General features: G+C 57.6%; 11 protein-coding genes and 1 pseudogene. 2 read left to right on the forward strand and 10 right to left on the reverse strand.

The annotated features are described in order from the left end of the window. Window positions 1-68: 68 nt before the first annotated feature. On the reverse strand, window positions 69-728 hold the full coding sequence (locus C7476_RS14865) for a sugar transferase (RefSeq protein ID WP_114430702.1): 660 nt from the start codon (window positions 726-728) through the stop codon (window positions 69-71). A gap of 543 nt (window positions 729-1,271) precedes the next feature. Here C7476_RS14865 and C7476_RS28165 point away from each other — a divergent pair. Next, window positions 1,272-1,751 carry a hypothetical protein gene (locus C7476_RS28165; protein WP_181872451.1) on the forward strand — a complete coding sequence of 160 codons (480 nt, stop codon included), beginning with the start codon at window positions 1,272-1,274 and terminating at the stop codon, window positions 1,749-1,751. 40 nt (window positions 1,752-1,791) lie between these two features. Here C7476_RS28165 and C7476_RS14875 read toward each other — a convergent pair whose 3' ends face one another. The 8 genes and pseudogenes from C7476_RS14875 to C7476_RS14910 all read right to left on the reverse strand — a co-directional run bounded on the left by C7476_RS14875 (window position 1,792) and on the right by C7476_RS14910 (window position 10,636). After that, a complete protein-coding gene (locus C7476_RS14875; RefSeq protein ID WP_114430704.1) occupies window positions 1,792-2,448 on the reverse strand; it encodes a response regulator in 657 nt (218 codons plus the stop codon). After that, on the reverse strand, window positions 2,448-3,839 hold the full coding sequence (locus C7476_RS14880; protein ID WP_114430705.1) for a sensor histidine kinase: 1,392 nt from the start codon (window positions 3,837-3,839) through the stop codon (window positions 2,448-2,450). Before C7476_RS14880 ends, C7476_RS14875 begins: the two co-directional genes overlap by 1 nt. Before the next feature lie 438 nt (window positions 3,840-4,277). Further along, window positions 4,278-4,793: a Holotricin-3 precursor gene (locus C7476_RS14885; protein ID WP_114430706.1), complete on the reverse strand. Its 516-nt coding sequence runs from the start codon at window positions 4,791-4,793 to the stop codon at window positions 4,278-4,280. A 190-nt stretch (window positions 4,794-4,983) separates the two neighbouring features. After that, window positions 4,984-6,378 (reverse strand): flagellar biosynthesis protein FlgA, encoded by a 1,395-nt coding sequence (locus C7476_RS14890; RefSeq protein ID WP_114430707.1) that lies wholly within the window; start codon window positions 6,376-6,378, stop codon window positions 4,984-4,986. Window positions 6,379-6,403: 25 nt separating this feature from the next. Beyond that, a complete protein-coding gene (locus C7476_RS14895; protein WP_114430708.1) occupies window positions 6,404-7,927 on the reverse strand; it encodes a tripartite tricarboxylate transporter permease in 1,524 nt (507 codons plus the stop codon). Window positions 7,928-7,963: 36 nt separating this feature from the next. Beyond that, window positions 7,964-8,464: a tripartite tricarboxylate transporter TctB family protein gene (locus C7476_RS14900; protein ID WP_114430709.1), complete on the reverse strand. Its 501-nt coding sequence runs from the start codon at window positions 8,462-8,464 to the stop codon at window positions 7,964-7,966. A 58-nt stretch (window positions 8,465-8,522) separates the two neighbouring features. Next, window positions 8,523-9,507, reverse strand: a pseudogene (locus C7476_RS14905) (Bug family tripartite tricarboxylate transporter substrate binding protein). Between the two features lie 67 nt (window positions 9,508-9,574). Next, window positions 9,575-10,636 (reverse strand): 4-hydroxythreonine-4-phosphate dehydrogenase PdxA, encoded by a 1,062-nt coding sequence (locus tag C7476_RS14910; protein ID WP_114430710.1) that lies wholly within the window; start codon window positions 10,634-10,636, stop codon window positions 9,575-9,577. Window positions 10,637-10,816: 180 nt separating this feature from the next. Here C7476_RS14910 and C7476_RS14915 point away from each other — a divergent pair, with 180 nt between their 5' ends. Continuing rightward, window positions 10,817-11,500 carry a GntR family transcriptional regulator gene (locus C7476_RS14915; protein ID WP_245426362.1) on the forward strand — a complete coding sequence of 228 codons (684 nt, stop codon included), beginning with the start codon at window positions 10,817-10,819 and terminating at the stop codon, window positions 11,498-11,500. A 2-nt stretch (window positions 11,501-11,502) separates the two neighbouring features. Here the strand turns inward: C7476_RS14915 and C7476_RS14920 are convergent, their stop codons facing one another. Continuing rightward, a complete protein-coding gene (locus C7476_RS14920; RefSeq protein WP_114430712.1) occupies window positions 11,503-13,335 on the reverse strand; it encodes an SLC13 family permease in 1,833 nt (610 codons plus the stop codon). Window positions 13,336-13,396 lie beyond the last annotated feature (61 nt).

The following is a 13,396-nucleotide window of genomic DNA, read 5'->3' on the forward strand; positions in this document are numbered from 1 at the left end:
CTTGGCGGGTCCCGTTTCCCCTTGCAGTGCGCGCTGGAACTCGATTCTATCCGGCCCACCAAGCCGTATCAATACGACCCGCGAGACGCGCATACGGCAGGAATGGTCTTGAGAATGATTATGATATCTTTCTGAAAGGACCAGTTTTCGACGTACTGCTTATCGAAAGCGATGCGCTCGTCATAGTTCACGTCATTGCGCCCGCTGATTTGCCACACACCAGTCAGGCCCGGGCGTGATTTGAAATAGTAGGTTGCGGCGGAACCATAGAGTTCGATCTCGTCCTTCACTACAGGACGCGGCCCAACCAGGCTCATCTCGCCGCGAAGAATGTTAACCAGCTGGGGTAGTTCGTCGAGGCTCAATTTCCGCAACACGAAGCCGACTGTGGTGATACGTGGATCGACCTGCAGCTTTCGCGCTGCCAACCATTCCGCACGTGCCTCCGGATTTGCAGCGAAATGGGCTTCAAGGATGGCATCACCGTCGGTAACCATGGTGCGGAACTTGAGGCAATAGAACGGATTCCCGCCGCGCCCGATGCGGCGATGGCCATAAAAAACAGGCCCACCGTCCGACAATTTAACCAGACAGGAGAGCAGTATGAACAGCGGGCTGAGAAGGATGAGGGCAAGGATCGCGGCAAGCACATCGAACGATCGTTTCAAGAGCCCTCCGATGGGAAGTTTTTCAAGTTCTTCGGATTGTCGAATTATTTTCGTCGTCACAAGAAGTCCTTTCGAGTGGTTCTCAAGAAGCTGGCTTCGTGTTTTGGATGGCTAAACCAACCCTTCATATGCGCGGTAATGCCCGACGCCAACCCGGGACTGGCGACTTCGTTCCACGGTTGGGCTTCAGCCCTAGGAGGCGTCAGACCTATGCCAAGTCCAAGATCAGACCAAAGTCCGATTGCCGTGCGGCAATGAATAGATTTGGTCGCCGTGGGCACTCGATGAACCAGGTCGCAAACACCCAGCACACCATCGCGTCACAAAGCGGTACGCTCCAAATGTCCCAAGACAGTCACGTTCCGCCCCGGACTTCAGACCAGCGAAGGATGAGACTTATGATAATCGATGATCAGACCAAAGTCGGAATACCTCGAGGCAATCGTTTGGTATGGAACAGTACGGTGTTGACACGAGCGCCAACTGCAAGGGAGCCCTGTGAGGTCCGCCATTTCTGCGACTGCAGTTGCGTTGAGCCGCAACAGAGACCAGACTTTTTCTTTGTCTTGCCTCTGTTATGAGGACAGAATTTCAGGAGGCACTATGCATACCCGTTTTGGACTGACTCGCGTTCTTTGTAGCGCTTGCGTAGCTGCAACGTTGGTGGCGACGCCCTTGGAAATCACCCTCGATGGTCAATCCCTGAGTTTGCACGCACAATCGGCATGGGCAAAAGATGGGAATAATGGCGGCGGCAATGGAGGCGGCAATGGAGGTGGTAAGGGCGGCGGCAATGGCAACGGAGGCGACGGTGGAAGCAGTGGCGGCGGCAATGGGAAAGGTAACAACGGCAAGAACGGGAAAAACGACAATGCGAGCCAGAGCGGCGAGGACAAGGGCACTGCCGTGACCCGCGAAAAAGTGGCAGTCGATGGCACTTCGATTGAAGTTCGTCACAAGAATGGAATGACCGAAAGGATTGAGGCCGGGCGCTACATGATGAAGGATGCAAAGGGGCGCACAATCATAAACCGCACAGCAACAAATTCTGATCAATCGAGATTACAATCGTTCGTCCGCTGATCGTTTGCACCCACGCCGGGTGCGCCCCTGTATTGACCAATCATACCAGGCGGATATCGTGACCGGCGTCACGCAGCGCCATCGCGGCTTCGGTCCTGTTCGTGACATTGAGTTTCGCAAATATGCGCCCCATATGGTGCTTTACAGTTTTTTCGTGAATGTCGAGCTTCAGCGCAATCCGCTTGTTGCTCAATCCGGACGCAGCAAGATCCAAGACCTCATACTCGCGACTTGAGAGTTCGGAGATCGGATCGGTCCTATTGGGCGCATTGGATATGGATGACAGATCCGATAGCATCCGGGCCGATAGAGCCGGAGAAACATAACCTTCACCAGAAGCAACAGCCCGGATTATTTCGGCCAGCGCCCGTGAGCCGACGCCTTTAAGGACATATGCTTTCGCGCCGCTGTTGAGAGCCTTCGTCACGTCGTCGCTCCTCTCTGATACAGTCAGCATGATGATCTTTTGGTCGGGGAAATGATCAAGGATCGGCGAGACCGCGTCCAAACCTCCCCCCGGCATGGAGATGTCCAATAAAATAACGTCCGGGCTGTGATCCCGGGCAATCCGGATCGCGTCCTCCTTTGTGCAGCCTTCTCCAACGATCTGAAAGCCGTTGATTTCGCTGAGGCTGCGCCTGACCCCCTCCCTGAACAATGGATGATCGTCAATCACTGCAATACGTAGTCCCGTCATTACGCCTGCTCCAGTCCGTCCAAATTCAGTGACATCCGTACCCGAGTGCCTCGTGCCGAAGACTCTATTGTGAAATGGCCGCCAAGGCTTTCCACCCGGTCCCTTAGTCCGGCAAGTCCAATACCGCTACGACAGACATCGGCAGGATCGAAACCCGGCCCGCTGTCAGAAACATCGACTACAACGCGCTGATCCCGGAAAGTTTCCACAACCCGTTGTTCAATGCCTCCACCATGCTGGAAGCCGTTGTTCAAAGCTTCTTGTATAAACCGATAAATGCAAATTTTTGCCGAAGGTTCAAGCTGCACCGGCGTGCCTGATATCGATATATCGACGCTCGACCCGGTGCGATACTCGTGGGCTTTGACCGCCCGTTGGATGATTTCCGGCAAATCGGCCGCCTCTATATGTGGCAGCACGAGGCCTTCGCAGATGTTCCTGATCTCACGCATCGCCTCGTCCAGGCTTTCCTTTATCGCCATCACTTCAACTTCACGCGTTTCTTCCGAGACGGCAGGATTGACAAGGACATCGCTGTCCAACCTCAGCGCAGCGAACGCCATGAGTTGCGCGGGGCCGTCATGGATATCCGCCCCTATGCGCCTGAGATAGCTCTCATTCAGTGCCGCCGCACGTTGAGAGGCGCGTTGGACACGCGCATGTAACCTCTTATTTTGCAGCAGCAGATCGGAAAGCTCGCTCACCCGTTGCTTTAGGTCCCTGCGTTGGTCGTCGATGGTCTTGCTGCCGCGCAACACGATCACGGACAAGACCAGAAAAAAAGCCAGTGTAAAGAAGGCTACAGCAAGCCAGCTGCGCAGGCGCGCCTGATCCAAACTGTGTTGAAATTCGTCAGCTATCTCGTAAAATTCCGATACGGCGACCACTTTGCCCGACCACGGTTGGAGGACCGGATTATAAATCTCCAGAAGCGGCTTGCCGCTCGCCCGCTCAGCTTCGCTTTCCACGTCATCAATCTTGTTAAAATTAGCGACCATCTTGCCAGCAAACGCCGTCTTCAGGTCATCGTTGACGGCAAAGCGTTTGCCCATAAGCTTTTTGTCGTTGGAATACAGAACCAGCCCGTCGCTTCGCCAGAGTCTGAAAGACATGAGCCTCGCAGCCAGCGCCCCCTGCCCCAACGTCTCATCCAACGCACGCGTAACGGTTTCGTCGAGCATCTGATTGGTTTGCATGTCGGGAAGAATGGGCGCGACAACGCTATCCACATACAAGGCGGTTGCCGCCGCCGAATTACGAGTAACGGCAGCTTCAATCAAGCCCGCGACAAAAGCGCCAATCAAAATCATCGCACCCACCGAGACTAACCCTCCAATGAGCAGAAACTGCCTTGCAAGAGACTGAGAATTCCAGCGGGTCAGCAGATTCATGGCTGTGTACGTTGGGTTGGCTCAAAGCCCTTTGATCGAGGCGATATTCGAATGTCAGTTAAGCACCGATAACCCGATGCGTTCATTGTCAATCTCCATTCTGGGTACCCATGCGGTCGCAGCACCGGTCTGCCCATAGCGGTCGCGAGCCACGAGTTTCGTTCTACCGCGATGTGTCGCGTGATCACCGTTAGCGCAATGTCTGCCATCGTGCAAATTGTGCATGGGTTGGTTTTCGCCGCGTGCCTCGTTCAATATTCCGCGGCATTCTTGTTCGAAAGCTCGCTGTGTTGACGCTACTTTCGATGGCCGCTGCGTTCATAAGATGAAGATTTGGAATTCTTCCCAACTGAACATGACGCCGTGTCAGCTCCCTGTGAAAACAGCGACCCGAAGGCCGCTGTCGAAAGATTACCCAAGTATAGATCCTTTAAGATCCTATTGGCGCGCATCCAGCAATGCATCAATGCGATCGACCTGTGCCGGGGTGAGCGTGCGGCCAAAGGCGGTTTCAAGCTGTGCAACCGCATCGTCAAGCGCCTCCTCCTGCAGTGCAGGGTCAGTCAGCGCCAAGGCCTCTTCCCGGCTGCGCTCATAGGTCGCAATCTTGCCTACGGAAGAGTTCGGTGCGGCCCGCTCTCTTGCCCGTGCAGACGCATGCGCAGCGTTGAGCGGACCCAATCCAGTTTTATCGTCGTCGCTGTCCAGGGATGATTTCTCGACTTTGGCTTTGTCGTGGGCATTTACAGAATTGCCGCGCTCGGACGATTTGCCATGGCTTCCACCGTTGTTTCCTTTACCGCCGCCATTGCCGTTGCCGCCACCATTGCCACCGCCGTTTTTGGCAAATGCCGAACCTACGGGATTGAAGTGATCTGTGGTTGCACACATTGCGCCGGCAAAAAACAAACCAAGACACGCTGCTGCGACGATACCAACTTTAGATTGAACCATTATCCACCTCCTCAATGAATTGCATGCCGACAGAGCCGGACCGACGATCCAAACATAGGCTTCTTCGGGGAACGAGAAATCGGACTAAAGACCTACCAGTAAAAATCAATAGGCCTAACGCGTGTAGGCTCGTCGACCTCGCCGTTGGCGGCATAGCGGGTCAAACTGGGGCCTTTTGTTCTTTCAAGATTTACTTTGCGTCGTGTACGTGCCCGAAAAAGTGGGCATCCTGTTGCTGACGCAAACCAAGAAGGTGTGAGGTTTCCAGCCCCACATCCGCGAGCCGGATTGCATCGCCCGCCTTCACCGGGCGGATCAGTCTGCGGTTGGCCACCAGATAGAACGGAGCTGGTCGCTCGGCAGCGAGCCGATCCGCAGGAACGAGGACGGCCGATACCTGTTCAATGGCATGGTGGTGTCCCGTCGCAGCCAGTATTCTGCCGCTGCCAAGATCGGCTTCCGCGATGGCGGCGATATCGAAACGCGGTTGCGGGTGCCGTGACCCACTGGAGCGAAGCTTCAGACCTGCTTCGAGGACACTGGTAGCCGCCTCAAGCCCGAGAAGGTGGCGCGGGAGGTAGACCATCGCCGTCGCTCCGTTGCGGCTTAGAACATGGCCTTTTTCAGCGAGAAGGCTCCAACTCGCCGTGTCGCGGCACCGAATCACGACGAAGACTCCGCCGGCAAAGCTGACTTCGCCAGGCAAGCGCAGGCAATGGAAAACATCCATTCGGCGCTCGCCCTTCAAGAGCCCCCCATCTGTCTGCGCGGAGAAGAATGTTGGCACCTCCGAAATCCGGGCTATAGGACAATGAAGGTCTGGGCGGTCGGGGACAAGATCGATCGAATGGGAGACGACCACGAGTTCGCAAAGATCGGGAACCGCGCGTTGCGGCAATGCGGCGGCCGACCGTGACCGGGCGGCGGCAATTTCGGTGACATCACGTTGGCCAAGTTCAATGTGATCGGCAAAGCCGGGAGCATCGATAGTGACGCCATTGCTCGTAAGCGTTTGCGTCAGAGGATCGAAGAGGAAATCATACTCGCTGGCCTTTCCGGCGCAGACAATTTCGAAGCCCAGAACCTCTGCCCATGTAACAAGGCCGATCAGCAGGCTGGGCTGATCGCCATCGACCGGAGTAACCACTGTTCCCCTTTGCGATGCCATTCGAGCCAGGCCGGGCCCGATAACGCTGTCAACCTCTTTCGATACAAGCGCGACATGTTTGCCGGCAGCAATTGCCAGCTCGGCATGACGTGCACCGGCTTCCGGGTGCCCCGTCGATTCGACCAGCACATCAAATGGCAAATCGACGATGTGCGCGACGTCTTCGGCAGCAATGTACAGGCCATTCTCCCAGGCCCGCCTGGCCTCGTCCGTGCTGCGGCATTCAGCGACCTCCTCGAAGCCGGCGGACCTCATGGCCGCGGCAGCCGTAGCGACATCGACATCGACGGCGATGCGCAGATCGAGGAGAGGAACATGCCTGCCCTGGGCCAGGAAACTTCGGCCAAACCCGCCAGTGCCTACGATGCACACGCCGATGGGCCGTGGTGCATGGCCAAAATAATCATGATAATTCACGGTGTTGATCCTTTCGGTACGGCGCTTAAACCTTCGCCGAATGTCCTGCGGCACGGCGCCGGAGATTGCGGACGCCGACTGCGTTCGCAAATACCGGCCAGAGAAGCATCAGCAGCCCCAGTGCCATGATTCCAGTGACCAGCGGGTTCGACCAGAAAATCGATAAGGAGCCGTTGGACATCAGCATGGATTGGCGGAAAGCATCCTCAGCCTTGTCGCCAAGGACCATGGCGAGAACGAGCGGAGCGATCGGGTAGTCCAGTTTCTTGAACAGGTAGCCGAGTACGCCGAAGCCGAGCACCAGCCACATATCGAAGGTTGAATTGGCTATCTGATAGGCCCCTGAAAAGATAATGGCCACGATCACCGGTCCGACGATCGAGAAGGGTACGCGCAGAATGGACGCATAGATCGGAACCGTGGCAAGTACCAGCACAACGGCGACGACGTTGCCAAGATACATCGACGCAATGAGACCCCACACGAAATCCGGTCGGTCGATAAAGAGCATGGGTCCGGGTGTCAGCCCCCATATCATCAGCCCTCCCATCATCACCGCCGCCGTTGCCGAGCCAGGCACGCCAAGGGCAAGCATCGGGAGCAGCGCCGCTGTACCTGCCGAGTGGTCGGCCGTCTCGGGCGAGACGATGCCGCGAGGGTCGCCCTTGCCAAATCCGGACTTGTCCTTGGCAAACCGCCGCGCCAGGCCATAGCTCATGAACGAGGCCGCCGTCGGGCCGGCCGGCGTGATCCCCATCCAGATGCCAATCACCGTTGAACGCAGGATCGACCAGCTGTAACGGGGCATTTCCTTTAACGCCTTCAGCACATCCACGATCCTGACCCGCGCCTTGATGCCATCAAACCGCAAGCCTTCTTCGGTGGTCAGCAGCAACTCGCCAATACCGAAAAGCCCCATGACCGCCACGAGGAAGGAGACCCCCTTGATCAGATCCGGAATGCCGAATGTAAGGCGCAATCCGCCTGAAATCGTATCCATGCCAACGGTGGCAAAGGCAAAGCCCAGCATCATCGTGACAAGAGTCTTGGCCGGTGCATTTCCGCTCATTCCGATGAAGCTGGCGAATGCCAGAAAATAAACGGCGAAAAATTCCGGCGACGAGAACTGCAATGCAAAACCGGCAACCCAGGTGGAAAGCAGGGTGATCATGATCACACCGGCCAATGCCCCGATACCCGCGGACATGAACGCAAGCGTCAGCGCCCGTGTTGCCTGCCCGTTCTTTGCCATAGGATAGCCATCAAAGGTCGTTGCCACAGATGAGGGTTCACCGGGGATATTGAAAAGTATCGAGGTCGTTGAACCACCAAACAACGCGCCCCAATACATGCAGGACAGGAGGATGATGGCCGAGATCGGATCCATCGTGAACGTCAGCGGCAGGAGCAGCGACACGCCGTTCGGCGCACCGAGGCCCGGGAGTACACCAACGAGGATCCCCAGCATGACCCCGATGATCATGATAAGAATGTGGTGACCGGTGATGATGGTCGAAAATCCATCCATCAGGTAGCTGAAATTTCCCATCGGCATCTCCTCCAAGGCGTCCCGGCAATTGCAGGATCAGTAAATTCCGAGCCAAGCTTCGATTGGCCCCTTGAGCAGCGGCACCTGAAAGCCGATCTCAAAAACAAGATAGAACAGTGCGGAAACGGCGAGCGCGGCGCAGGCCGATATCCACCACCGGTAGCCTCCCTGCCATTTCATGGAGCCGAAGATGTAGAGCGCCGTACCGACGTAGAGACCAAGGAGCAGCGATATGATGATGAAGGCAACGATAGGCAGAAAAAACCCAAGGACCGGTTTGGCCCGTTCGATATCAAGAAAAACCTCACCTTCGTGATTGTAGAAGAAGAGGCTGCGCAAGAGGGTAACCATACTTCCGAGGATGACCAGGCTACCGACGATGAAGGGGAAATAACCTGCCTCGGGTCCCGTATCACTCCAGCCGACCCCGCTTCGCCACGACGCAGTGCAGATGGCGATTCCGGCGCCTCCGGTCAGGAAGGTTGTTACGATTTCCATCGTCCTGCGGGATACATATCCCTTTTGCAAATCGGCCATGCTCTCCTCCATCCGCCATCAAACGCGAGGCGCCCAACGCGAGCGCCTCGCGATCAGATCACTCGACCAGCCAGCCTTCACGCTTGAGCACCTTGAGCACATTTTCGCGATCACTGGTCTGATAGCTGGTAAAGTCACCGCCAGCGAGGAACTGCGACGTTTGCGAAGTCTTGGCCACATAGTCGGCCCCATTCCGGGGTCTCGGAGACCTTCTTCAGAACGTCGCGATAGAATGTCACGGCGTCCTCGCCGACTCCCGCAGGCAACCAGACCGTGCGCGGCATGCGGTAGCTGTCAATCGCGAGCCCGGCCTCGGCGCATGTCGGTATGTCGCTCCAGCCCTTGCCGTCATGCACAGGCTCGCTTTTGGGAAAACGGTCGGGCCGGAAGACGCATAGCGGCTTCACCATTCCCGCCTGCCATTGGCCGCGGTTCTCATTGGGATTGTTCACATTGGCGTCGATGTGGCCCCCAGCCAGCTGAACTGCTGCCTCGCCGCCGCTCTTGAACGGAATGTAGCGGAACTCGGCCCCTGTCGTCTCCGCTATGGTCGAGACGAGAATCTGATCCGTGTCCTTGGACTGGCTGCCGCCGAACTGGATTGCTTTCGGCTCGGCCTTTGCTGCCGTCACGAAAGTCTTGATGTCATTGACTTCGGATTTGCCGTTCACCCAGACCAGGAACTCGTCAAGCGCGAGTGCGGCGACCGGCGTCAGATCTTCCGGCTTGTAAGGAACAGCGGCAACACTCGGCAACAGATATTCGTTGTTCGTGCCGAATGTCAGTTTGTAAGGATCGCCCTTGTAACCGGCGGCGTAGACGAAACCCTCGGCGCCGCTGCCGCCACCCTTGTTGGTCACAACGACCGGTGCCTCCATCAATTTATGCTTGGCGATGATGGATTGAACCGTCCTGGCAAAGTTGTCCGTGCCGCCACCTGGCCCGGAGGTGACAACGAACTCGACTGGTTTTGTCGGTTCGAAGGCCATTGCCGGAGCGACGGCTGTCATCGCGAGCAGTGTTAATGCGATTTGTTTCAACATATCAATTCCTCCCTGTTGCTATACCGCCCGCCGCATGCTCCTACCCGGCGGCACGGTGCTGTCCTCGTTAACGCAGATTGCGCGCCGCCTCCCTCGAGGCGATTTGCTGCGTGGCCATCCTCGCCGCCAATAGCCCGGCCTCGCGCGAGGCGCCGACGTCGGCAACGCCGTGGCCGGCAATATCGTAGGCTGTGCCGTGTGCCGGGGTGCAGAGCGGGAATGGCAGCCCACCCATCATTGTAACCCCCTTGTCGAAGCCCATCATCTTCATGGCGATCTGACCCTGGTCGTGATACATGGTCAAAACTGCGTGGAAGCCTTCCTTCAAGGCCCGCAGGAATACCGTGTCTGCAGGAAAAGGCCCATCCACAGCGTAACCGGCAGCCTTCGCACGGGCGACGGCAGGCTCGATGACTTCGATTTCCTCCATTCCGAAACTGCCGCCATCGCCAGCGTGCGGATTGAGCCCCGCGACTGCGATTTTGGGGTTGCCGATGCCGGCGAGGCGCAGACAGGCGGCCGTTAGCTCGACCTCCGCCAGGATAGCATCGATGCTGATGTGGGCGGAAACGGCGGAAAGCGGGATATGCGAGGTGACACGCGCATTCCAGATACGTTCGAGCACGTTGAACTCACGCATCTTGCCGTTGAATGAAAGGACATCGGAGACAAATCGAATCTCGTCGTCGTAGCCGGGATAGGCGTAGCGCATCGCCTTCTTGTTGAAGGGTGTGAAGCAGATTCCGTCAACGCGGCCTTTGTCGGCCAGATGGAGAGCGAAGCGAAAATTTTCAGTCGCAAACAGACCACCCGCAAGTGTTGCCTCGCCGCGCACAACATCCTTGGGATCGAGATTGCCAAGGTCAACGAAGACTGGCCGCTCCGAGAGTCCGGTCGAAAAATCACTCGCCGACCGATAGTCGAGATCGAGATCGACATTTGCGATCGCAGCCCCCTCCTCCAGGATGCGACGATCGCCGACGGCGATGAAATGCGCGGCCTCCCTGAGTTCCGGCAGCACAAGCATGCGTGCGGTCAGTTCCGGACTAATCCCGGCCGGATCGCCCATGGCAAGCGCCAGAACGGGTCGCACAGCCTCGGCAGTGGCTGCTGGTTTGGCGTTCGCCATGAAAACTCCTCCTCTCAGTGATGCGAAAAGGACTACAAACAAATCTTTCTGTATGCAAGCATTTTGTATACAGTATAAAAAATAACGTATGAAGGCAGTATCATTTCTGTTCGAGCGGTGCAAAAATGATGCAAGGAACCGACTCGCCCCTGGGGCGGCGGTATGAAGGGGAGACACACCATGGCATCGGACATGATCGAGACCAATGGACGACGGACCGTTGCCACCATCTCGCGTCAATCGCTCCATGGAGAAATCGTCACGCGTTTGCGGGACATGATCATCGAAGGAGACCTGCAGCCGGGCGAGCGCATCTACGAAACCCAGCTTGGGGAGGAATTGGGCGTATCGCGCACACCGCTACGCGAGGCTCTGAAGTTTCTGGCCAGCGAAGGATTGGTGGAACTGGTGCCGAGCCGAGGGGCCGTGGTCAAGCGCTTCTCGGCCAAGGATGTCGAGGATATGCTCATTGTCTTGCGATCATTGGAAATGCTTGCAGGACGCATTGCATGCGCGGTGGCAAGCGAGGAAGGCATCGCGCGGTTGCGGTCGCTGCATGATGCCATGGTAAAACACTACAAAGCTGCTGAACGGCTCGAATATTACAAGGTAAACCAACAGATACACACGGGGATTGTAGCCCTGGCGAACAATGCCCCCCTGGCCGAAGTGCACGGATTGCTGCAATCGCGTGTCAAGCGCATCCGCTTCATCGGGCACGAGGGAGCGGAACGGTGGGCGGGAGCCGTCGCGGAGCATGAAAGGATTATCGCAGCGCTCGAAGCACGCGACGCCGAGACTTTAGCCCGCGAGCTCGACACTCACCTTGTCAATGGCTGGGAACGGGTAAAGTCTGTCGTGTGATATCAGAAATGCCAGATCAGCGGCACGATGAAAACCGAAACCACAAAAAACCAGATCAGCAGTGGCAAGCCGAGTTTCCAATAATCGCTGAAGGCATAGCCGCCCGGACCCATAACCATCAGGTTGGTGGGCGTGGCGATCGGCGTCAGGAACGCCGCTGCCGCTGCCACCGCTGTGCTCATCAGTACCGGACGGGGCGAGACACCCATCGCCGTGGCAGCGGCCACACCGATCGGGATGACGATCAAAGCAGTTGCGGTGTTGCTGATGAGCTGCCCCATTATCGCCGTCAGGATGAACAGGCCCGCAAGCAGCGCTACGGGTCCGGCATCGCCGACGAGATTGACAAGATGTTCGGCCATCAGTTTTGCCGCTCCGGTTTCCACCATCGCGGTGGAAAGCGGCATCATCGCACCCACGAGGATGACAGTCGTCCAGCCGATCGCACGATAGGCCTGCTCGACATTCATGATCCCTGACAGGATAATCGCACCGGCAGCAAGCAGTCCGGATACCGCCGGCGGCACAATACCGGTCGCGAGAAGCAAAACCATTGCAATCAGGATGATAATGGCATGGCGGGCGCCGGGGCCCATGGGGACGGCCTGACGGCGAACCAACTCCGGCGAATTGACCACCAGGACGTCAGGATCGTCAAGGTGAACGTCAAGAGCTTTCCAGGTTCCCTGCAGCAGCATGGTGTCACCCGCTTGCAGCTCGATTCCGCCTGCGCCCTTGGCTTTGATGGCGGCGGTTTCCAGGCCCGGGCGCTGCACCGCCAGAATGATCAGGTCACCACTTTCGGTGACCATGCCAGGAAAAACCTTCTCCCCAATAAGGCCTGAGCGTGGGGGGATAACAACTTCGGCAAGCCCGGAACTGCGATTGAAGAGCGTGTCCTCGCCTTGGCCGGCCGCCTTTTCATCGCGAAACGCAAGATGCATCTGCGCCGCAAATGCCGCGGCCGCATCGCTTTCACCGCGTATCAGCAGATGGTCGCCCTCGGCCACCAGGGGCTTGCGCAAGGGCCCGGCCGTTTCGCCCTCCTGTATAGCAACGAGCTGCAGGTCGGGATGCGCGGATAGTTCGACCTGCGATGGCGGCACGCCCGCATAGGGTGAGCTTGCACGGATCCGCAACTGGTAGATCCCGCTGGCGAGCCCGTATTGCTCGACCAATGTTTTGGCGTGACGGCTGAAATCGGCTGGCATGGTTGCGCCGTTGCGTTCGGGAAGCAGCTGCTTGCCGAACAGCACGATGATCGCCATGGTTCCGGCCAGGAGCGGCACGCCGACAAGTGCGAACTCGAAGAAGCCGAAGCCGCCCACCCCCGCGTCAAAGCCCGCTTCGGAAACCAGCACGTTCACCGGCGTTCCGGTCAGCGCAAGCATCGAGCCGGCATGCGCGGAGAAAACCAGCGGCATGAGCAATTGCGACGAATTGCGTTTGAGGCGAACGGCGATCACAACCACCACCGGCAGGAGAGCTGCGACAGCGCCGTTGACGCTGATCAGCGCCGTCAGCAGCGAAACCAGCCCCATCTTCAGCAGCAAAAGGCGCGTCCGGCTTTCTTCGCCGGCACCACGGATGAGCAACTGCCCGGCCCAGGCGGTGACTCCGGTCACCTCTAGCCCGGAGCTGACGACAAAGAGCGACGCTATGAAAATAACCGCGGGATCACCGAAGCCACCAAGCGCCTGGCTAATCGTCAGCACGCCGGTCGCCCACAGGGCCAACGCGGTCAGCATGGCCACAACGACGACCGGCAACTTGTTCCAGACGAACAAAACCACGGCAACGGCTATAATGGTGGCTGTATAGGCTATCGGGCTCAATCGCTCAGTTCCTCATCTGGCCCTGATCGGGCTGTCCAACTGATCGGACACGTCAACCGCG

The organism is Phyllobacterium bourgognense (genome assembly GCF_003337575.1).
In the GTDB taxonomy this organism is placed as follows: domain Bacteria; phylum Pseudomonadota; class Alphaproteobacteria; order Rhizobiales; family Rhizobiaceae; genus Phyllobacterium; species Phyllobacterium bourgognense.

Coding starts and splice junctions, on each gene's coding strand:
- C7476_RS28165 (WP_181872451.1), top strand. CDS start 1,272: ATGCATACCCGTTTTGGACTGACTCGCGTTCTTTGTAGCGCTTGCGTA.
- C7476_RS14875 (WP_114430704.1), bottom strand. CDS start 2,448: ATGACGGGACTACGTATTGCAGTGATTGACGATCATCCATTGTTCAGG.
- C7476_RS14880 (WP_114430705.1), bottom strand. CDS start 3,839: ATGAATCTGCTGACCCGCTGGAATTCTCAGTCTCTTGCAAGGCAGTTT.
- C7476_RS14885 (WP_114430706.1), bottom strand. CDS start 4,793: ATGGTTCAATCTAAAGTTGGTATCGTCGCAGCAGCGTGTCTTGGTTTG.
- C7476_RS14895 (WP_114430708.1), bottom strand. CDS start 7,927: ATGGGAAATTTCAGCTACCTGATGGATGGATTTTCGACCATCATCACC.
- C7476_RS14900 (WP_114430709.1), bottom strand. CDS start 8,464: ATGGCCGATTTGCAAAAGGGATATGTATCCCGCAGGACGATGGAAATC.
- C7476_RS14910 (WP_114430710.1), bottom strand. CDS start 10,636: ATGGCGAACGCCAAACCAGCAGCCACTGCCGAGGCTGTGCGACCCGTT.
- C7476_RS14915 (WP_245426362.1), top strand. CDS start 10,817: ATGGCATCGGACATGATCGAGACCAATGGACGACGGACCGTTGCCACC.